The sequence below is a fragment of the Microbacterium sp. EG9 genome (assembly GCF_059759475.1).
This window is the reverse complement of sequence record NZ_CM186217.1, coordinates 2,383,899-2,403,762: the sequence shown is the minus strand read 5'-3', so window position 1 is coordinate 2,403,762 and position 19,864 is coordinate 2,383,899. Positions and strand designations below refer to the sequence as shown.

General features: G+C 73.6%; 16 protein-coding genes. 6 read left to right on the top strand and 10 right to left on the bottom strand.

Annotated elements, in window-relative coordinates; genetic code table 11:
• On the top strand, positions 1-3,018 hold the full coding sequence (locus AC6CQV_RS11335) for an AAA family ATPase (RefSeq protein WP_498259513.1): 3,018 nt from the start codon (positions 1-3) through the stop codon (positions 3,016-3,018).
• Between the two features lie 3 nt (positions 3,019-3,021).
• Here AC6CQV_RS11335 and AC6CQV_RS11330 read toward each other — a convergent pair whose 3' ends face one another.
• On the bottom strand, positions 3,022-3,999 hold the full coding sequence (locus AC6CQV_RS11330) for a hypothetical protein (RefSeq protein WP_498259512.1): 978 nt from the start codon (positions 3,997-3,999) through the stop codon (positions 3,022-3,024).
• A gap of 195 nt (positions 4,000-4,194) precedes the next feature.
• Between AC6CQV_RS11330 and AC6CQV_RS11325 the strand changes: the two genes are divergently transcribed.
• Positions 4,195-4,782, top strand: coding sequence for a 4'-phosphopantetheinyl transferase family protein (locus tag AC6CQV_RS11325; protein WP_101305598.1), 588 nt, complete (start codon positions 4,195-4,197; stop codon positions 4,780-4,782).
• 79 nt (positions 4,783-4,861) lie between these two features.
• Here AC6CQV_RS11325 and AC6CQV_RS11320 read toward each other — a convergent pair whose 3' ends face one another.
• On the bottom strand, positions 4,862-6,922 hold the full coding sequence (locus tag AC6CQV_RS11320) for an NAD(+) synthase (protein ID WP_205282313.1): 2,061 nt from the start codon (positions 6,920-6,922) through the stop codon (positions 4,862-4,864).
• Between the two features lie 100 nt (positions 6,923-7,022).
• On the opposite strand from AC6CQV_RS11320, the gene AC6CQV_RS11315 reads away from it, so the two are divergent.
• From AC6CQV_RS11315 to AC6CQV_RS11305, 3 genes are all read left to right on the top strand, one after another.
• A complete protein-coding gene (locus AC6CQV_RS11315) occupies positions 7,023-10,628 on the top strand; it encodes a TM0106 family RecB-like putative nuclease (protein ID WP_498259511.1) in 3,606 nt (1,201 codons plus the stop codon).
• A gap of 73 nt (positions 10,629-10,701) precedes the next feature.
• Positions 10,702-11,001 carry a DUF3467 domain-containing protein gene (locus tag AC6CQV_RS11310; protein ID WP_060961047.1) on the top strand — a complete coding sequence of 100 codons (300 nt, stop codon included), beginning with the start codon at positions 10,702-10,704 and terminating at the stop codon, positions 10,999-11,001.
• 287 nt (positions 11,002-11,288) lie between these two features.
• Positions 11,289-12,290 (top strand): magnesium and cobalt transport protein CorA, encoded by a 1,002-nt coding sequence (locus AC6CQV_RS11305; RefSeq protein ID WP_060961048.1) that lies wholly within the window; start codon positions 11,289-11,291, stop codon positions 12,288-12,290.
• Between the two features lie 87 nt (positions 12,291-12,377).
• Here AC6CQV_RS11305 and upp read toward each other — a convergent pair whose 3' ends face one another.
• From upp to AC6CQV_RS11280, 5 genes are read right to left on the bottom strand one after another with little or no spacing between them, the layout of a single operon-like run.
• Positions 12,378-13,010, bottom strand: coding sequence for a uracil phosphoribosyltransferase (gene upp / locus AC6CQV_RS11300; protein ID WP_060961049.1), 633 nt, complete (start codon positions 13,008-13,010; stop codon positions 12,378-12,380).
• Between the two features lie 9 nt (positions 13,011-13,019).
• Positions 13,020-14,108 carry a hypothetical protein gene (locus tag AC6CQV_RS11295; RefSeq protein WP_498259510.1) on the bottom strand — a complete coding sequence of 363 codons (1,089 nt, stop codon included), beginning with the start codon at positions 14,106-14,108 and terminating at the stop codon, positions 13,020-13,022.
• A 10-nt stretch (positions 14,109-14,118) separates the two neighbouring features.
• Positions 14,119-14,436, bottom strand: a complete 318-nt coding sequence (locus AC6CQV_RS11290) for a hypothetical protein (RefSeq protein ID WP_101305603.1) — start codon at positions 14,434-14,436, stop codon at positions 14,119-14,121.
• Positions 14,433-15,773 carry a putative T7SS-secreted protein gene (locus tag AC6CQV_RS11285; RefSeq protein ID WP_060961052.1) on the bottom strand — a complete coding sequence of 447 codons (1,341 nt, stop codon included), beginning with the start codon at positions 15,771-15,773 and terminating at the stop codon, positions 14,433-14,435. Before AC6CQV_RS11285 ends, AC6CQV_RS11290 begins: the two co-directional genes overlap by 4 nt.
• Positions 15,770-16,111, bottom strand: a complete 342-nt coding sequence (locus tag AC6CQV_RS11280) for a hypothetical protein (RefSeq protein WP_498259509.1) — start codon at positions 16,109-16,111, stop codon at positions 15,770-15,772. The genes AC6CQV_RS11285 and AC6CQV_RS11280 overlap by 4 nt, the downstream gene beginning before the upstream one ends.
• 85 nt (positions 16,112-16,196) lie before the next feature.
• Between AC6CQV_RS11280 and AC6CQV_RS11275 the strand changes: the two genes are divergently transcribed.
• A complete protein-coding gene (locus tag AC6CQV_RS11275; RefSeq protein WP_498259508.1) occupies positions 16,197-16,664 on the top strand; it encodes a nucleoside deaminase in 468 nt (155 codons plus the stop codon).
• A gap of 30 nt (positions 16,665-16,694) precedes the next feature.
• Here AC6CQV_RS11275 and AC6CQV_RS11270 read toward each other — a convergent pair whose 3' ends face one another.
• The 3 genes from AC6CQV_RS11270 to AC6CQV_RS11260 are packed head-to-tail and all read right to left on the bottom strand — an operon-like array spanning position 16,695 to position 19,810.
• Entirely contained in the window at positions 16,695-17,807 is a 1,113-nt protein-coding gene (locus AC6CQV_RS11270) for an alpha/beta fold hydrolase (protein WP_498259507.1), read from the bottom strand.
• Positions 17,808-17,849: 42 nt separating this feature from the next.
• Positions 17,850-18,593, bottom strand: a complete 744-nt coding sequence (locus AC6CQV_RS11265; RefSeq protein ID WP_498259506.1) for an aspartate/glutamate racemase family protein — start codon at positions 18,591-18,593, stop codon at positions 17,850-17,852.
• Positions 18,590-19,810, bottom strand: a complete 1,221-nt coding sequence (locus AC6CQV_RS11260; protein ID WP_498259505.1) for an amidohydrolase family protein — start codon at positions 19,808-19,810, stop codon at positions 18,590-18,592. The genes AC6CQV_RS11265 and AC6CQV_RS11260 overlap by 4 nt, the downstream gene beginning before the upstream one ends.
• Positions 19,811-19,864 lie beyond the last annotated feature (54 nt).

Below are 19,864 nucleotides of genomic sequence, written 5' to 3'. Positions count from 1 at the left end.
ATGAAGCTGCACCGGCTCGAGCTCACCGGTTTCGGTCCGTTCCGCGACACGCAGGTGGTCGACTTCGACGCCTTCGACGACGACGGCCTGTTCCTCATCTCCGGGCGCACCGGCACGGGCAAGTCCAGCATCCTCGACGGGGTCAGCTTCGCCCTCTACGGCACCGTGCCCCGCTACGAGGGCGGCGAGAAGCGGCTGCGTAGCGACCACGCCCACCCCGCCGACCCCACCGAGGTGCGGCTGGAGTTCACGGTGGGCGCGCGGCGGTGGCGGGTGACGCGGGCTCCCGAGTACGACCGTCCCGCCAAGCGCGGCGGCGGTCTGACGACGGCGCCGGCCCGCGCCGAGCTCGACGAGTTCGTCGACGGCGCCTGGGTCGGCCGCGCCGCCAAGCCGCGCACCGTCGGCGAGGCGCTGGGCGAGGTGCTGGGGCTGAACGCCGCGCAGTTCCAGCAGGTCATCCTGCTGGCGCAGAACAAGTTCTCGCGGTTCCTGCTCGCTCCGGGCGACGAACGCCAGACGCTGCTGCGCACGCTCTTCGGCACACGTCGCTTCGAGCGCTACCGTGACGACCTGGAGCAGCGCCGCCGCGACGCCGCCGATGCACTGAAGGCCGTGGACGGACGGGCCCGCACCCTCCTGGGCGAGGCCGAGCGTCTCATCGGCACCCACGGTCTCGAGCCCGCCGACGGCGCGAGCGCGGCCGACGCGCCCCTGCCCGAGCGGCGGGCCGCCGCCGAGCGGGCGCTCCAGCGTGCGCAGTACCGCGTCGAGCAGGCCGACCTCGCGCGCCGCGGCGCCGACGCCGCCTCCGAGGCCGCGGCGGCGGCGCACGCCGCTCTGCTGGCGCGCGCGGAGCGCGGGCGCGAGCGCGCGGCGCTCCGCGAGAGGCTGAGCGGGCTCGAGGAGCGCTCCGCCGCCGTCGACGCCGACCGCCGGCGCCTCGCTGACGCGCGGGCCGCCGCACTGCTGCGGGCGCCGGGGGATGCCGCGGAGCGCGCCGACCGTGCCGCCGCGACGGCCGCGGCGGATGCCGCGGCGGCTTGGCGACGATGGACCGACGGCGGGGGAGACGCCGACGCCGATGTGGCGGCGCTCGTCGACACCCTCACCGGAGACCTCGTGCGGTGGGAGGCCGCCGCCGCGCACGAGCGCGAGCTCGACGAGCGGGCGGCCGCGCACGTCGAGACGACGCGCGTCGTCGCCGACCTCCGCGCCGCGTGCGACGCCCTCGACGAGCGGCGCGCGGGGGTGCCGGCCGCGCGCGCCGCCCTGGACGAGCAGATCGTCCGGGCGGAGGCCGGTGCGGCGCGCCGCGACGAGCTCGACGCCGAGCGCGCACGGCTCCGTGACGTGCTCGACGCCGCACGCCGCGCCGAGGCGCACACGGACGCGCTGACCCGCGCCGAGACCGCGTACGCCCGGGCGTCGGCGGCGACGGAGGCCGCAGCGGCCGAGGTCGGCGCCCTGCTGCGCCGGCGACTCGCCGGGGCCGCGGGCGAGCTCGCGGCCGCTCTGATCCCGGGCGAGCCCTGCGCGGTCTGCGGCTCGACGGCCCATCCCCGTCCCGCACACAGGGGCGACGAGCCGGTGACGGACGAGGTGCTCGCCGCCGCCGAGCGTGCGCGCGACGCCGCGGTCGCGGCCGAGGGGACCGCCCGCGAAGCGGCGGCCCGCGTGCGCGACGAGCTCGCCCAGGCCCGGGCGGAGGCCGCGGGCCTGGAGGTGGCCTCGGCCGAGGAGCAGCTCGCGAGCGCCGCCGCCGCGGCCGCCGCGGCGGCGCAGGCCGCTGCCCTGCTCGACGAGCTCCACGCCCGCCGCCGCGAGCTCGATGCCGCCGCCGCCCTCGCCGAGACCGAACGCGCGCGCGTGGCCGACGACCTCGCCGCCGCCCGCGAACGGCTCCGCGGCCTCGAGAGCGACATCGCGCGGCTGACGGCAGCCGTCGTGGAGGGGCGCGGGGGCTTCGACAGCGTCGCCGCGCGGATCGCCGCGACGGCGGCGGAGCGGGATCGGGCGCGCGCCGTCGTGGCCGCCGTCGCCGCGCGCGATGAGAGACTCCGCGTCCGCGACGCCGCGACGGCCGAGTTCGAGACCCGCCTCGCGTCGTCGCCGTTCGCGGATGCCGCCGCGGTCCGTGCGGCACTCCTCGACGACGCCGGCATCGCGCAGCTCGACGCCGAGGTCGCCGACCACGCGGCCCGGCTGACGGCGACGCGCGCACGGCTGCTCGAGCTCGAGCTCGACGCCGTCGGCGACGAGATCGATGCCGACGCGCTCGCCCGTTCCGCCGAGACCGCGGCCGCGGCGGACGCGGCCCGCGCCGAGGCGATCGCCGCGCACACCGGCGCGGACGGTGTCGCCGCACGCCTGGACGATCTGCTGCGGCAGGTCGATGCGGCACTGGTCGCGGTGCAGGAGAGCGGCGAGGACGCCGCCGCCGTCATCCGCCTGGCCGACACGGTCGCCGGTCGCGCGCCCAACACGATGAAGATGGATCTGGAGACGTTCGTGCTGGCCGCCGAGCTCGAGGAGATCGTCGCCGCCGCCAACGTCCGGCTCGCCGAGATGTCGTCGGGCCGGTACACCCTGCACCATTCCGACGCCCGTGCCGCCCGCGGACGGGCATCGGGACTCGGCATCGACGTGCTCGACGCGCACACGGGCCGACTGCGCTCACCCCAGTCTCTCTCCGGCGGCGAGACCTTCCTCGCCTCGCTCGCCCTCGCCCTCGGTCTGGGCGAGGTGGTCACCTCGCGCGCCGGCGGCATCCGCCTGGACACCCTCTTCGTCGACGAGGGCTTCGGCTCCCTCGACCCCGAGACGCTCGAGCTCGCCATGCGCACCCTCGACGACCTCCGGGCGGGCGGGCGCACCGTCGGCGTCATCAGCCACGTCGAGGCGATGAAGGAGCAGCTGCCCGCCCAGATCCTCGTGACCTCGACGCACGAAGGGCCGAGCGTCATCCGTCAGGATGCCGCCCGGCCCTCGGCCGAGAGCGCGCGCGAGGCGCGCTGAGCGCTACTGCAGGTAGGTCTTCGCGGAGGCCAGGATCTCCTGGTACAGCGTGCGCAGCAGGTCGGCGGCGCTCTCATCGGCGCCGATGCTGGTGATGGTCTGCTGGACGAGGTCTTCGACGCCGCTGTCCCCGGTCACCAGCAGCGTCTGGCCGATGATGATGAGCGACTCGTCGGGGAGCACCTCCTCGATGACGTCCGGCGTGGCGGTCGGGTCGACCTCGGCGAAGATGTCGTTGACCTTCGGGCGGACGTCGGCGATGAACGCCTGCTCGGCGGCGGTCTCCTCGGCCGCGTCGGCCTCGCTGTCGTCGGTCGGCAGACCGGCGCCGGGCGTGACCTCCGCCGACGGCGTCGCGGAGGGGGCCAGCACGTCATCGATCGACGACCCGGCCGCGGAGAGGCCGAGAAGCACGATCGACCAGATCAGGGCGAACGCACCGATCGTCGCGCCCACGAGCGACAGCACGAGCGCCGTGATGCTCAGCGGCTTGCCGCCGTAGCGCTTGCCGGCCAGCCCGACGATCGAGAAGATGAAGCCCGCCAGCAGCAGCAGACCGCCGATGAGCACGGCCACGAGGCCGACCCACGGCACGGGCACGAGGCCGACGAGGCTGAGGATCGTTCCGCCCGCCGCCAGTCCGAGCGCCGTCCACGCGATCGCCTTGGACCGGGTGTCGGGCTGTCCCGGCTGCGGAGGGACGGGGCCGGGCGGCACCGCCCCGGGCTGTCCGAACGACGCGGCCGCGTATCCGGGCTGGCCGTACGGGGCTGCCGCGGGCGGCACGGGGGGCAGCGGGGGCGCGGTCGGCGCCACGTACGCGTCGCCGTAGCCGCCGGTGGCCGGCGGGTAGGCCTCGGTCGGCTGGGCATCCGGGGTGGGGTAGGCCTGGGTGGGCTGGTCGTCCGCCGGAGCGGACGCGGCGGCATCCGGGGTGTCGCCGGGGGCGCCGTCGGGGTCGGTGGGCGGAGGTGTCGACATGCACTTTTCCTTCGTCTTGTCCGTCACGGCGCAGCACGGCTCTCCGTGGAGAGGATGCGCGGATACATAGACACTATCGAGTGCGCCCCGCTCCGCGGGCTTTCTCACGCCGCATCCCCTCCCTGCGGAAGGCCGATGTGGGTCAAGATGGGACGGCGTGGCAATCCCCGTCGGCACGGGGGAAGGAAGGACGACATGACACTCACCTCGGTACTCCTGGACACCCCCTCCTCGGTTGCGGCGCGTCTCGGGTGGGATCCCGGCACGAGCGTGCACGATCGCCGCCGCATCCTCGCGAAGGAGCTCATCGCCGCGCGTCTCGGCTGCGACATGACCGAGATCCGCATCGAGCGCGAGGCCCCGCGCGGCTTCGGCTACCACACGCGTCTCATCGCCTCGCGCGACGGGCAGGAGCTGCCGATCGCGATCGTCACGGCGAGCTATCGCGCGGCGACGGTCGTCGCGATCTGCGACCCCGGCCTGCCGCTGGGCATCGACATCCGCGACATGACGCCGGAGCAGGCCGACATCCGGCTGATGCAGAAGCACTCGCACCTGTTCGACCCGAACAACATCCCCGACCTGTTGCAGCACTGGGTGCGCGTGCAGGCGGTGCTCGAGGCCGACGGACGCGGGGTGCGCGTCGCCCCCGAGCGCGTGCGGCTCGACATGGGGCGGCTCAAGGGGTGGATCCCCGACCGCAACATGAAGTACACCCTGGTCGACGCCTCGCGCGACAGCTGGGTCATCACGGTCGCGATCGGAACGCTCCCCGCCGCCTGAGCACCGCCTTCATCCGTCCCCTCGCGTCGCCTCGCGCGGCGCGACACGACGACACGGGACGGATGAACGGCGACGGGGGTCAGGCGGGCGGCAGCGCCCGGTCGAGCTCGGCGAGCCAGACCGCGGGGTTGCCGTCGCTGGGGGCGCGCCAGTCGCCGCGCGGCGACAGCGAGCCGGCCGCGAGCACCTTGGGGCCGTTGGGGATCGCCGTGCGCTTGAACTGGGCGAAGCCGAAGAAGCGGCGCAGGAACACGCGCAGCCAGCGCACGACGGTGTCGCGGTCGTACGCGTAGCGGTCGGATGCCGGGAAGCCGGGCGGCCATGTCCCGGCATCCGCGTCGCGCCAGGCGCGCTCGGCGAGGAAGGCGATCTTCGACGGACGCAGGCCGTAGCGCAGCACGTGGAACAGCGTGAAGTCGTGCAGGGCGTACGGGCCGATCGTGTCTTCGGTGGACTGCACCTTGCCGTCCTGGCCCGCCGGGACGAGCTCGGGGCTGATCTCGGTGTCGAGCACCGACTGCAGCACGGCCTTCGCCTCGTCGGTGAGGGCGGTCCCGTCGCCGTCGGAGTGGGCGATCACCCAGCGGATGAGGTGCTGGATCAGGGTCTTGGGCACGCCGGCGTTGACGGCGTAGTGGCTCATCTGGTCGCCGACGCCGTAGGTGGCCCACCCGAGGGCGAGCTCCGACAGGTCGGAGGTGCCGACGACGAAGCCGCCGTTCTGGTTCGCGAGTCGGAAGAGGAAGTCGGTGCGGGCGCCGGCCTGCACGTTCTCGAACGTCACGTCGTAGACCGGCTCGCCGTCGGCGAAGGGATGGCCGATGCCCGTGAGCAGTGCGGTCGCCATCGGACGGATGTCGATGGTCTCGATCGACGCGCCGATCGCCTCGGCGAGGGCGATCGCATTCGACTTCGTGTGATCGCTCGTCGCGAAGCCCGGCATCGTGTAGGCGAGGATGTCGCTGCGCGGGCGGCCCATCCGGTCCATCGCGCGGGCGACCACGAGCAGGGCGTGGGTCGAGTCCAGGCCGCCCGAGACGCCGATGACCGGCTTGGGCGAGCCGATCGCGCGCATGCGCTGCTCGAGGGCGGAGACCTGGATGCTGAACGCCTCGAAGCAGTCCTGGTCGAGACGGGCCGCGTCGTCGGGGACGAACGGGAAGCGGTCGAGCGCGCGGCGCAGACCGATGTCGGATGCCGGGGGGTCGACGGTGAAGGCGACCGTGCGCGCGCCGGGCGCGCTGACGCGGCGGTTGTCGTCGAAGGTCCCCTGCCGGAGCCGGTCCTGGCGCAGGCGGTCGAGGTCGACGTCGGCGACCGAGGAGCGCGGGCCGTCGGGGAAGCGCTCGCTCTCGGCCAGGAGGGCGCCGGACTCGTAGATCATCGTCTGGCCGTCCCACGACACGTCGTTCGTCGACTCGCCGATCCCCGCCGCGGCGTACACGTAGGCGGCGTTGCAGCGGAACGACTGCGCCTTCGCGAGCAGGTGCCGGTCGTCGGCCCGGGCGACCGTGATGGGGCTGCCGGACAGGTTGAGCAGCACCGTCGCGCCGGCGAGGGCGGCGGCCGAGGACGGCGGGATCGGCACCCACATGTCCTCGCAGACCTCGGCGTGCACGACGAGCCCGGGCACGTCGGTCGCGGCGAACAGCAGGTCGGCGCCGACCGGCACCTCCTGACCTGCGAGGACGGTGGCGGCCGGGGCGCCCGCGCCGGCGGCGTACCACCGGGCCTCGTAGAACTCGCGGTAGGTCAGCGGGTAGCTCTTCGGGACGACGCCGAGCACACGGCCGCGGTGGATGAGGACCGCGCAGTTGTACACGCGGGCGTCCAGGCGCAGCGGCGCGCCGACGGCGATGAGCGGCCGGAGCTCGCGCGACGCCTCGACGAGCGTCGCGATGGCCGCGTGGACGGCGTCGAGCACGGCATCCTGCATGACGAGGTCGTCGATGGCGTATCCGCTGAGGCAGAGCTCGGGGAAGACCGCGACGGCGACCGCGTCGTCGCTCAGGGCCCGGGTCGCGTCGATGACGGCCTCGGCGTTTCGCGCCGGGTCGGCGATGGCGACGGGGATCGTGGCGGCGGCGACGCGCGCGAAGCCGTGCCGGTAGACGCTCTCGAACGGCAGGTTCTCGATCACGTGTCCAGTCTGGCAGGTGCACGGCGCTCCGGCGTGTGCGCGGCGGCCCGCGGTGCGCGATGTCGGGGCCTGCGACTAGCGTCGAAGACGGAAGGGCGACATGCGATACATCGAAGACAGCGGCAGCGGGGCGCGCATCGTCTGGAGCGCGACCGATCTGAAGGCCGCTGCGGAGTGCGAGTTCGCCTGGCTCCGGGCGATCGACGCGAAGCTCGGACGGGTGCCCGCGGTGGAGGAACCCACCGATCTCACCCTCGAGCGGGCGGGACGGCTGGGGACGCAGCACGAACGGCGCCAGCTCGAGGCGTACCGCGCGCAGTACCCGGGCCGTGTGGTCGAGCTGCCCGAGACGCGGTCCTCGGATGCCGAGGCCGTCGCCGTCGCGGTCGCCGCGACCACCGCGGCGCTGGCCGATCCGACGGTCGCCGTCGTGTATCAGGCCGTCTTCGCGACGGACGAGTTCGTGGGCTTCGCCGACTTCCTCGTCCGCGACGACCCGACGGCCGCCGCGCCCACGCCGTGGGTCGTGCAGGACACCAAGCTCGCCCGCCGCGCGCGGGTGACGGCGCTCATGCAGCTCGCGGCATACGTCGATCAGCTCGACCGTCTCGGCGTCGCGCGCAGCGACCGGGTGGAGCTGCTGCTGGGCGACGGCTCGACCTCGACGCACGCCGTGCGCGACCTCATGCCGGTGTTCCGCCTGCGGCGCGAGCGCCTGCGTGCGCTCATCGCCGACCGCGATCTGGCCGCCGGTGCCGACGGTGACGCGATCGCGTGGGGCGACGACCGCGGCGCCCTGCGCATCGTGGCGTGCGGCCGGTGCGCGACGTGCGACGCGGAGGTCGTCGCCCACCGCGACCTGCTGCTGGTCGCCGGCATGCGTCCGGTCCAGCGGGATCGGCTGCGCCTGGACGGCATCCGCACGATCGACGCGCTCGCGGCGGCGCGCGAGGCCCCGGCGCGCATGTCGTGGGACGCGTTCGCGGGCCTGCGCACGCAGGCCCGACTCCAGCTCGAGAGCCCGGCCGGCGGCGTCGGGGATGCGGCGCCGACCTCGGAGCTGCCGCCGGTGCCGACCTACGAGGTGGTGCTCCCGACGGCCATCGGCGCGCTCCCGCGCCCCGACCGCGGCGACCTGTTCTTCGACTTCGAGGGCGACCCGCTCTACACCGAGTCCGCCGACGGTGCCCCCGGGACGACCGGGGCGACGGGGACGAGCGGTGCGATGTGGGGGATCGACTACCTGTTCGGGTGGGTCGACGACGACGAGCAGTACGCGGCGCTGTGGGCGCACACCTTCGCCGAGGAACGCCGGGCGCTCGAGGACTTCCTCGACCTCGTGGCGCTGCGTCGGCGCGCCCACCCCGGCATGCACATCTACCACTACGCGCCGTACGAGCCGACCCACCTGCTCGCGATGGCCGCCCGCTACGGCGTGCGCGAGGCCGAGGTCGACACGCTGCTGCGCGAGGGCGTCTTCGTCGATCTCTACCCGATCGTGCGCCGGGCGCTGCGGGTGGGGTCGCGCTCGTACTCGATCAAGAAGCTGGAGCCGCTCTACATGGGCGCCGAGGTGCGCACGAGCGACGTCCAGCGCGGCGACGACTCGATCGTGAAGTACGTCGAGGCCCGCGCGGCGATCGAGTCGGGGGCGCCGGATGCGGGGGCCGCCATCCTCGACGACCTCGCGGACTACAACCGCTACGACTGCGTCTCCACCCGCAGGCTGCGCAACTGGCTCGTCGACCGGGCCCGCGAGGCGCGCCTCGTGCCCTCGGCGGACGTCGACGCCGCGGAGCGTCCCTACGAGCCCTCCCCGCGGGCGGAGGCACTGAACCGGATGGCGGTGGCGGCGGCATCCGCGGCGGCACCTGACGAGACGGCCGTGCTCGCCCTCCGGCTCGGCGCGGCCGCGATCGACTACTACCCGCGCGAGGCGAAGACGTTCTGGGCGACGCACTTCCTGCGCCTGCGCGAGCCGGTGTCGATCTGGGAGGACACGCGCGACGTCATCGTCTTCGACCACGACCGCTGCCGCATCCTGAGCGACTGGCACATCCCGGAGGGAGGTCGGGTGCAGCGACGCGTGGTGGAGCTGCGCGGCGACCTCGCCCCCGGGACGAAGCTGAGCGCCGACGGCTCGGCGTTCGTGCTCTACGAGCTGCCCGCGCCGTTCCCGATCGACACGAGTCCGCGCTGGATCCACGCCGCACGATCGGTGCGGATCGTCGACGTGCTCGATGACGGCGTGGTCGTGGAGGAGAACTCCGTGCAGGGCTTCACCTGGCAGGAGCTGCCCCTCGCGCTGACCCCGCCCGCCCCGCCCCAGGCGGGATCGCAGCAGGCCGCGATCGATCAGTGGGCCGATGGGCTCATCGACTCCGGCGCCGCCCGCACCGCGGACTTCCCGCGGGATGCCGCGACCGACCTCCTGCTGCGCCGTCCGCCGCGCACGCGTCGGGGCGGGCTCACGCGGGCGGTCATCGCCGGCGACCTGCCCCGCGACGACGTCGACGACATCGCGCGGTCGGTGCACGATCTGGACCACAGCTACCTGGCGGTCCAGGGCCCGCCGGGCACGGGCAAGACCTACGTCGGATCGCACGTCGTGGCGCGGCTGGTGCGTGAGCACGGCTATCGCGTCGGGGTCGTGGCGCAGTCCCACGCCGTCGTCGAGAACATGCTCGCGCGCATCGTCGAGGCGGGCGTGCCGGCCGAGCTCGTCGCGAAGGCCATGAAGGGCAAGGGGCCCGCGTCCGGTTCCGAGCCGTTCACCCCCATCGCCAAAGACGGCTACGCCGCCTTCGCCGCCGACCATCCCGGGGGCTTCGTGATCGGGGGCACCGCCTGGGACCTCAGCCACGCCGGACGCGTGCCGCGCGGAAGCCTCGACCTGCTGGTCATCGACGAGGCGGGCCAGTTCTCGCTCGCCTCGACGATCGCCGTCTCGGTCGCCGCCCCGCGCCTGATGCTGCTGGGCGACCCCCAGCAGCTCCCGCAGGTGAGCCAGGGCACGCACCCCGAGCCGGTGGACACATCGGCGCTCGGCTGGGTCATGGACGGCGCCGCCGTCATCGCGGAGGATCGCGGCTTCTTCCTCGCGCAGACCCGCCGCATGCGCCCCGAGGTCGCGGCGCCGGTGTCGGAGCTGTCGTACGACGGGAAGCTGGCCGCGCATCCGTCGACCGCGGCGCGCCGCCTCGCGGGCATCCTGCCCGGCGTCGTGCCGGTCGCGCTCGCGCACACCGGCAACGCGACCCAGTCGCCGGAGGAGGCGGAGGCGGTCGTCGCGCTCGTGCGCGACCTCGTCGGCCGCGAATGGACCGCCGCCGCGGGCGCCGCGCCGAGGCCGCTCGAGCCGGACGACCTCATCGTCGTCACCCCGTACAACGCGCAGCAGGTGCTGGTCGAGGCGGCGCTGGTCGCGGCCGGGTTCGGCACGGTCCCGGTGGGCACGGTCGACAAGTTCCAGGGGCAGGAGGCCGCGGTCGCGATCGTCTCGCTCGCGGCATCCAGCGGGCGGGACGCACCGCGGGGCCTCGAGTTCCTGCTGCTGCAGAACCGTCTGAACGTCGCGGTCTCACGCGCCGAGCACACGGCCTACGTCGTGTACGGCACGGGGCTGCTCGACGATCTGCCGCGCACGCCCGACGGGGTCACCCGCCTCAGCGCGTTCGCGCGGCTCGTCGGCGCGGACCGCACGTAGACTCGCCGCAAGACGTCCCTGCCGGCGGGCGGCCCCGGCGCCGCGGCCGACGCACCGCGAGAAGGAGGACGGCATGAACGATGAGACGCCCCGGCAGTTCGAGATCGACCTGCCCCCCGAGATCGTGGCGGGCACGTACGCCGACTTCGCGAACGTCTGGCACACCCCCGACGTGTTCGTGATGGACTTCGTCTGCCTCGCCCGGCCCCCGCAGGCGGGGGTGGATGCCGAGGGTGCCCCGGTCACGGTCGTGCCCGGCCGCGTCGTCCAACGGGTGCGCATCCCTCCCCAGCAGGTGTTCGAGCTCGCGAAGGCGCTCACCCAGCAGCTGGAGTTCTGGGAGCAGGAGACGGGGCGTCGCTCCGAGGCGTGAGCCGCCTGTGAGGTCACGTCACCCGCGGGGGCTATACTCACCGAGGCCCGTCACCGCGTATCCGAGCGCGGCGGGCCCCGATCCGAGGCGGTGAGACACCATGGCAGACGATAGTAGGCGCGCCGCGGTGGGCGCCGCCGGCATCACCTCGCTCTGAGAGCCGGCCCCTCCGCGGCGCTTCCGTGCGCGCCGTCAGCCGCGCGCACCCCGCGCCCACCCGACACGGGTGCGCGATGATCCGCGCCTGCGCCACCCCCGCGCCGCGCGCCATCCGGAGGAGGACCGACATGACCCTGATCGACAACGCCGTGTACAAGGACGGTGTCCGCGTCGCGACGCCGGCCTCGTTGGACGAGGCCTACGCGCTGCAGGAGGCGCACGCGGGCTTCGCCTGGATCGGTCTCTACCGGCCGTCCGAGCAGGAGCTCGCCTCGGTGGCCGCCGAGTTCGAGCTGCACCCCCTCGCCATCGAGGACGCCGCCCTGGGCCACCAGCGCTCGAAGGTGGAGCGCTACGGCGACACGCTCTTCGTGGTGCTGCGCCCGGCCCGCTACGACGACGAGCGCGAAGAGCTCGACATCGGCGAGCTGCACCTCTTCGTCGGCCCCGACTTCCTCATCACCATCCGCCACGCCGAGTCGCCCGACCTCGGTGCCGTCCGGCGGCGGCTCGAGGAGCAGCCCGAGCTGCTGGCACTCGGGTCGGAGGCCGTCCTGTACGCGGTGTTGGATCGCGTGGTCGACGAGTACGAGCCGCTCGTCGCCGGCATCGAGAACGACATCGACGAGATCGAGGACGACCTGTTCGGCGACGCCGACGACGACGCGCTCTCCCGCCGCATCTACGAGCTGTCGGGCGAGCTGAACCGGTTCGCGCGCGCGACGCATCCGCTGGTGCCGATCATCGAGTGGCTGCAGCGGGGCCATGAGGCGTACCACGTCGACATCGAGCTGCAGCGCCGGCTGCGCGACGTCCGCGACCACGCGCTGCGGGTCACGGAGCGCATCGACGGGTTCCGCGCCGTGCTGGACAAGGCGCTCACCGTGCACTCGGCGCTCGTCGCCCGGCGGCAGACCGAGGTCAACCTCGCGCAGAACGAGCAGGTCAAGAAGATCTCCTCGTGGGCGGCCATCATCTTCGCGCCGACGCTGATCGGCACCGTCTACGGCATGAACTTCGACGTCATGCCGGAGCTGCACTGGGAGTACGGCTATCCGGTCGCCCTCACGGTGATGATCACGTTCCCGGCCGTGCTGTACGTCATCTTCAAGCGCCGCCGCTGGCTGTGACCGCCACCCGCGCTTCGTCCGTCCCGCGGCGCCGCTTCGCGGCGGCGATGGCGACCGGAGCGGACGGATGAAGGCGTCGGCGGCGGGTCAGACGGTGCCGTAGAGGCGGTCGCCGGCGTCGCCGAGACCGGGCACGATGTAGCCCTTCTCGTTCAGCCGCTCGTCGAGCGCGCCGAGCACCAGCGTGACGTCGCGGTCGCCGACGAGCTCCTCGATCTTCGCGACGCCCTCCGGGGCGCCGAGGATGCAGATCGCGGTGACGTCCTGCGCCCCGCGGGCGAACAGGAAGTCGATCGCGGCCCCCAAGGAGCCTCCCGTCGCGAGCATCGGGTCGAGCACGAAGCACTGGCGGTCGCTGAGGTCGCCGGGAAGGCGCTCGGCGTACGTGTACGGCTGGAGGGTCTCCTCGTTGCGCGCCATGCCGAGGAAGCCGATCTCGGCGGTGGGCAGCAGCTTCACCATGCCGTCGAGCATGCCGAGGCCGGCGCGCAGGATCGGCACCACGAGGGGACGCGGCTCGGAGATGCGCACCCCGGTCGTCGTCGTGACGGGCGTCTGGATCTCGACCTCCTCGACACGCACGCCGCGGGTCGCCTCGTAGGCGAGCAGCGTCAGCAGCTCCTCGGTGAGCTGGCGGAACACCGGCGACGGTGTGCGCTCGTCGCGCAGCACCGTGAGCTTGTGGGTGATGAGGGGGTGATCGGCAACGTGCACGCGCATGATGTCAGCCTACGCGTCCGCCTCGTCGTCCGACGGCGCGAGCTGCCACGCCGCGGCCAGCACGACGGCGTCACTGAGCGTGCGCACGGCGTCGAGCTGGTCGACGTGCGGCGTCGAGAAGCTCACCAGGCAGAGGCCGCGTCCGTCGGGGAACTGCAGCCAGTAGTCGATCACTCCCACAGGGCGTCCGCTCAGCTCACTGGGTCCGAGGCGCCGTGTCGTGTGACGCAGCAGGGGGCCGCCAGCGGTGGATGCCGTGACGAGCTCGTCCTGCGTTCCGGTCGCGGCCGCGAGGCGGGTTCGCAGGCTCAGCATGTGGTCGTCGGCACCGGCCGGCCCGAGCTCCTGCCAGTACACCGTGACCGCCACGGCCGCCGCGGCGTCCGTCGTTCGACGGGTGAGGTAGGCCATCGACCGCCCGCCGGCGCCGGCCGCCGTGCGCGCCGACTGACGCAGCCACGCGATCAGCTGCCCGCGCAGCACCGGCGCAGGAGGAAGCCCGGTCAGCTGGGCGTCGACGATCGCCTTCGCATCGGCGTCGATCGTGAGGGATGAGGTGAGATCGAGCTGGGCCCAGTCATCGCCGAGGACGAGGTCGAGTCCCACGACGCGCTCGCCGGCGCGCAGCCCGCGCTCGGGTTGCTGCGTGATCCATGCGACGTCGTCGTCGCCGGGTTGCGGTTCGAGGGCGGCGCGCACGTCCGCCGCCGAGGCGTGAACCGGGTGCGGACCGGCGGGATCGAACACCACACGACGCAGCAGCGGCGCGTACGCGTCGAGCAGCGGCACCAGCCCGGGACCGCGTTGCAGTGCGAACTCCGCCGCTTCGCGCTCACCCGCCGCCCAGGCCGCGAGGGTCTGCGACGACGAGAAGAGGTGCAACTCCCAGCGGCGCTCGCCGTCGGGGTCGTCGGCGGCCACCGTGAGGGTCTGTGTCTGCCCGTCCGGGGTACGCATGAGGGGGATCACGACGACGTCGTGGCGCAGCGCCCGCCCGATCTCGATCGGATCGTTCGTCGCCAGGGCGGCGGCGAGGCGCTCCGAGCCCACGTCGACGGCGGGCGCGGTGGGGATCGGCGCGAGCGGATCGTCGGTCACGGTTGTCAGCCTAAAGCTCTCCGGCGTCTTCGAACTCGACCTCCGCGCGCTCGCGGAACCGCCGGTCGAGCGGACTGCGGACGTTCTCCGCGGATGCGGTCGGGTCGACGTCGTAGAGCAGGCCCATGCCCCATCGCCGTCCGCGCACGTCGCGGGCCAGGCGCGTGTCGATGTAGCCGTACTGCGGCCCGGCACCCGTGTCGTAGACGATGAAGGCCCCCGCCGCATGCAGTGCGTCGTCCGACGCGGCCACGCGGACGCCGTCGAAGGGCGCCACCGTATTGATGAGGCGCAGAGCCACCGGGAACGAGAGCTCCGAGACCCTCATCGCGCCACCGACCAGACGATGTCCGTCACGTTCGTCAGTCCCTTCGACGCGAGGTCGCCCCCGACGATGATGTACTCCGGGGCGCCGCCGGGCATCCCGTCCAGCGGCAGGGCGTGGCGCTGCAGCACGACGGCGCCCACATCGTCGACGGTGGCGTGGACGAGTCGCTCCGCGGAGTTGACGTCGGGAAGGCCCAGGGCGCTGCGGTAGTCGCCGAAGGTGGACGGGGCCCGCGTCGACCAGGAGGCGCCGGTCTGTGCAGCGCCGTCGCCGTAGAGGCGGAAGACGTCGTCCCCCTTCGCCAGGTCGGCCACCGGCGTCGCCCAGAGACGCTCCGACTCGGCGAGCTGCTGCGGGCGCAGCCGGATGGCCTGCTGCACCGTCAGGGCACCGAACGTCTCGGTGCCCCCGCGGGCGGCGACCTCGGCGGCGGCCTGGGCGTTGATACGGCCCGCCATCGCAACGTTCCCGACGACGCGGGCGGCGCCGCCCAGGCCGATGACGGCGAGCGCGGCGCCGACGATGCTCACGGCGGCCTCTCCCCACGTGCGGTCGCCCGTCGAGGCCAGCACGATGTTGCCGACCGCGTTGATGATCGCGGCGATGCCGGCCACGAGCAGCAATGCGGCCGCGAGTGCCTGGCCGATCACCGGGATCCACGACACCACGAGGGCGAGGATGCCGGCGATCGCGGAGATCGTACCGGCGACATCGGTGATGACGGACAGGACGTCCTTGCCCCAGTCGTCCCACCAGGAGTCGTTGAGACCGTCCTCGCTGGTGGTGTTCTGGATCTCGTCGCGAGCAGTTTCCGCGGCCCGGTCGCGGCGGGCGGCGGCGTCGAGGATCTGCTGACGAGCGACGCCTGCGGCGGCGCTGGCCTGGCGCGAATCGATGCCTGCATCGTCGGCGAGGCGCTCGTAGCGGAGGGCCTCCGCGGGATCGTCGGACGACTCCGAGAGGTGAAGGTAGCGTCGCCGCTCCCGCTGGGCGTCGACGGCGCCGTTCTGCGCCGCGTGCGCGCGCTGCAGAGCGGCGAGCGAGTCGTCCTGCGCCGATGCGAGCGCCGCCGCGTAGCCGACGAGGGCGTTGCCGGTGGCCCGATACCGTTGCTCGGCCCGGGCGATGTCGTCGGCAACCGTGCGCGCCGTCTCGCCCAGGGCGTCGACGGCCTCCGACACGGTGCCGCCGAGATCCAGGGTGCGCAGCCCGCGCACCGTGTCGCCGATGGTGTCGGCGATCTGGAGGTAGTTCCCTCCGCCCTGGCGCACCCCGTCGGGGTCGCCAGGCACGGGATCCGTCCCGAAGCCGGCCGCCGACCAGTCCGCCGGCCTCACGATGCTGCCTCTGGGCGTCGGCCACCGCCGGCCGGTGTCGAGGCGCCGACCGTCGAGGTGCCGTCCATCGCGGCGGCGAGTTCCTGATCGGCCTGTTCGAAGGTGTCGGCGATCGCGGTCGTCGCCTCGCCGAGTCCCGAGATCGACGACGTCATCTCCTCGCGGGTGTCGTCCCACGCGTGCGCGAAGGAGCGGACCGCCTCCGCGAGTGCGTCGTGGCCGACCGCCTCCGCGATGCTGTCGCTGCGCACGTTCGCGTTCTGGAACTCCGCGGCGATCCGCGACAGTCCCGCGCCCACCGCGCGCACCTGCTCGGTGTTCAGCTCCAGATCCGCCATCGTGTCCTCCGGAACACGAGTCTAGGTCTGCCGGTGACGGGCTTCGATGGGGAGAACTCCCCATCCGTCGCCCTACGCTGAAGGGGTGAGCCTGCCGATCCGCGTCGACGACGAGAGCGCGCTGCGTCGCGCGCTCGCGCTCGCCGCCGAGGCCGGTGCCGCGGGCGAGATCCCGGTGGGTGCCGTCGTGCGGGATGCCGCAGGCACCGTGATCGGCGTCGGACGCAACCGGCGCGAGGCCACCACCGATCCCACCGCCCACGCCGAGGTCGTGGCGCTGCGCGAGGCCGCGGCATCCCTCGGCTCCTGGAACCTGGAGGGGTGCACGCTCGCGGTCACCCTCGAGCCCTGCCTGATGTGCGCGGGGGCCATCCTGCAGGCGCACATCGGACGCGTCGTGTTCGGCGCGTGGGACGAGAAGGCCGGCGCGGCCGGGTCGGTGTACGACGTGCTGCGCGACCGGCGCCTGCCCGTGCGCGCCGAGGTGGTCGGCGGCATCCTGGAGGACGAAGCGCGGGCGCTGCTGCGGGACTTCTTCGACGCGCGCCGTTGACCCGCCCGATCGCGGGGAGCGGGTGCGCGGTCAGTCGGACGAGCTGAGGATGATCGCCTCGGTCGGCGGCGCCGGGTCGGCCGGACGGCCGATGTAGCCGACGTTCTCCAGCAGCGCCCGGCGGAAGACGGCCGGCTGCTCCAGGTGCGGCGCGTGTCCGACGCCCTCGAGCACGAGCTCGGTGACGGCACCGCCGGCCGCACGGTAGGCCTCCAGCACGTCGCGGGTCTGCGACACCATCTCCTGGGCCGGCGCGACGTCGGCACCCGGCCAGCCGGGGATCACCCCGAGCGCGCCGAGGTGGTTGAGGTCGAAGAACGACGCGTCCGAGACGATGGCGTCCGCGTCGCCGCGTACCCAGAGGATCGGGGGTTTGCGCGCGATGTCGACGATGCCCGAGGTGTCGAAGTACCGCGGCGCCATCGTGTTGAGCACGCCGATGCTGCCGGCGGCGAACCCCGGCCATTTCTCGCTCGCGACGCTGTCGCCGGGGTAGTTGCCCGTGGCCGTCGAGGTGGTGTTCATCGACTCGACCCAGAGGTCCTCGTGCGCGCTCGTGTAGCCGGGCGCGACGTAGCCCGAGCGGAAGACGCTCCGCGGCGACGTCGGCGCCTCGTCGGTCGTGTCGCGGTCGGTGAGCCGCTGCACGAAGTCGGGGTTCGCCGCGCCGCCGCCGCAGCCGGCGTCGTCGTCGGTGAGCCGCGATCCGTCGCGGCGGGTGCCGCCGAAGCCGTAGGGCGAGACGGGCGCCTGCAGGGTGAGCGAGAGCACCGGGTGATCGATCGCGTACTGCATGACGACGCCGCCGCCCATCGACCAGCCCACGAGGTGGGCGGTGTCCAGCCCCAGCACCTGGAGCGTCGCGAACACGTCGTCGCTGAAGTCGCGGACGCCGCGCGTCGCGTCGACGGGCGTGCTCTCGGACTCGCCGAAGCCGCGGAGGTCGATGGCGATCACGCGCAGGTCGCTGGGCAGGTCCTGCATGAGCTCCTGCCAGAACAGGCTCGACGACACGTTTCCGTGGACGAGGACGACCGTCTGGTCCGCCGCGGCTGCGGCGTCGTCGCCGACCCGTTCCAGGATGCCGACGCGCAGCCGATCGGTGTCGATGATCCGGGAGGTGATGCCGTCGAGGAGCGTCATGACCGCATCCTACTCCGCCGCTCCCTGTGCATGAACAGGGTTTCAGGTGAACGCGTGGAGCGCGCCGAGCCGTGGCCCGCGCCACGCCTTCCCGGCCCGGGGCGGTGCATACGGCCCCGCCGTGCTGGTGCGTTTGCCGAGGGCGATCAGACCCTCCGCGAACCGCACGGCGGCGGCGACGCCGTCGACCACGGGAACCCTCAGTCGGCGCTCCAGTTCGGCGTCCAGCCCCGCGAATCCGGCGCAGCCGAGCACGAGCACGTCCGCGCCGTCGGCGAGCACCGCGCGTCCGGTCGCCTCGAGGGCGTCCGCGGTGCGGGCGACGTCGTCGGCGATGGCCGAGACGTGCACCTCCGCGGCACGGACCGATCGGCACCGGCCGCTCGTGCCCATCGTGGCGAGACTGTCGTGGATGCCGGCGACCGCCGAGTCGACCGTGGTGACGATGCCGAAGCGGTGGCCGAGCAGGCAGGCGGCGAACACGGCCGCCTCCGTGATGTCGACGACCGGCTGGCGGACGAGCTGGCGCATCCCCTCCCGGCCGTGCTCGCCGAAGCCCGCCATCACGACGGCGTCGAACGGGTCGGTGCGGCTCGCGACGGCATCCATGACGGCCGCGGCCGTGACGAGGCTCTCGACGTACCCCTCCGCCGAGGCGGGACCCCAGGCCGGGGTGACGCCCACGACGCTCGTCCCCGCCGAGGCGGCGGCCTGGCCGATCGCCGCGATGGCGGACGTCATCGCGGCATCCGTGTTGCAGTTGACCGCCAGGATCGTCGCCGTCATCGCAGGTCGTCGTCCTCGGCCACGACGCGGCCGCGGTGGATGACGAGGCGCTGCGGGAGACGGTCCATGACCGCGGCGGTCGCGGTGTCGCCGCGGACGACGACCAGCTCGGCCGGGTCGCCGACGGCGACGCCCGGGCGCGCGCCGGGGGAGAGGCGCGGCAGGTCGGCGTCGATCACCGACGCGCCGCCCCAGGTCGCGATCGCGAGGCAGTCCTCGATCAGGTCGTCGCGGGAGAACCCCTGCGTGAAGGCGAGCATCCACGTGCGCTCGAGCATGTCGCCGTCGCCCCACGGCGACCAGTAGTCGCGCTGGCCGTCCATCCCGAGCCCGACGCGGATCCCGAGCTGCAGCAGCCGCTCGATCGGGAGGTCGAGGGGGACCGACAGCGACCCCTTCGGGGCGATCGTGGTGAGGGCGACGTCGAGCTCCGCGATCTGCTCGAGCGCGCGGTCGACGCCGGGGGAGCGGTCGGCGAGCGAGAAGGCGTGCGACACGCTGACCCGTCCGGCCATGCCGAGTGCGCGGGTGCGCTCGAGCACGAGGTCGAGGGAGAACAGGCCCAGCGAGCCGCCCTCGTGCAGGTGGATGTCGACGCCGACGCCGTGACGGTCGGCGAGGTCGAAGACGCTGTCGAGGTGGCGCACCGGGTCGCGGTCGATCTCGCACGGGTCGATGCCGCCGATGAGGTCGGCTCCCGAGCGCAGCGCGACATCGAGCAGGTCGGGCACCCCGTCCTCGAGGTGGATGCCCACCTGCGGGAAGGCGACGATCTCGACGGACGCGCGGTCGCGGTGCGCCTCGCGCGCCGCGACGACGCCCTCGAACTTCTCCAGGCCGGAGTCGGCGTCGACCTGGGCGTGGCTGCGCACCCGGGTCGCCCCCTGCGCGATCATCCGCCCGAGTGTGTAGGTCGCCCGCTCGGCGACCGACCGCTCCGCCGACCGCCAGTTCTCCCGGTCGTTCATGATGTGCGACCAGCGCGTGTCGCCCGCGGTGTTCGGGCGGAACGGCAGCCCCATCCGCGTCGAGTCGAGATGCACGTGCACGTCGCTGAAGGACGGGATCAGGATGCCGCCGTCTCCGTCGACCGCGACGGCATCCGGCGCCGTCAGCGTGCCGGGTGCGCCGATCGCGCGGATGGCGTCGGCGTCGAGCAGGACGTCGGACGCGTCGGCGGCCCAGGGGCGGACGTTGCGGAGCAGGGTGAGGGGCACGGAGGGGCCTTTCGGGGTCGGGGAGGAGCGGGGCGGGGCCGGCGGGGCGAGGGG

Bases quoted from the DNA above. Each gene is read 5' to 3' on its own strand.
- AC6CQV_RS11280 (WP_498259509.1), bottom strand. From the start codon at position 16,111: ATGGCGGATCTGGAGCTGAACACCGAGCAGGTGCGCGCGGTGGGCGCG.
- AC6CQV_RS11310 (WP_060961047.1), top strand. From the start codon at position 10,702: ATGAACGATGAGACGCCCCGGCAGTTCGAGATCGACCTGCCCCCCGAG.
- AC6CQV_RS11290 (WP_101305603.1), bottom strand. From the start codon at position 14,436: ATGAGGGTCTCGGAGCTCTCGTTCCCGGTGGCTCTGCGCCTCATCAAT.
- AC6CQV_RS11335 (WP_498259513.1), top strand. From the start codon at position 1: ATGAAGCTGCACCGGCTCGAGCTCACCGGTTTCGGTCCGTTCCGCGAC.
- AC6CQV_RS11305 (WP_060961048.1), top strand. From the start codon at position 11,289: ATGACCCTGATCGACAACGCCGTGTACAAGGACGGTGTCCGCGTCGCG.
- AC6CQV_RS11270 (WP_498259507.1), bottom strand. From the start codon at position 17,807: ATGACGCTCCTCGACGGCATCACCTCCCGGATCATCGACACCGATCGG.
- AC6CQV_RS11315 (WP_498259511.1), top strand. From the start codon at position 7,023: ATGCGATACATCGAAGACAGCGGCAGCGGGGCGCGCATCGTCTGGAGC.
- upp (WP_060961049.1), bottom strand. From the start codon at position 13,010: ATGCGCGTGCACGTTGCCGATCACCCCCTCATCACCCACAAGCTCACG.
- AC6CQV_RS11325 (WP_101305598.1), top strand. From the start codon at position 4,195: ATGACACTCACCTCGGTACTCCTGGACACCCCCTCCTCGGTTGCGGCG.
- AC6CQV_RS11265 (WP_498259506.1), bottom strand. From the start codon at position 18,593: ATGACGGCGACGATCCTGGCGGTCAACTGCAACACGGATGCCGCGATG.
- AC6CQV_RS11330 (WP_498259512.1), bottom strand. From the start codon at position 3,999: ATGTCGACACCTCCGCCCACCGACCCCGACGGCGCCCCCGGCGACACC.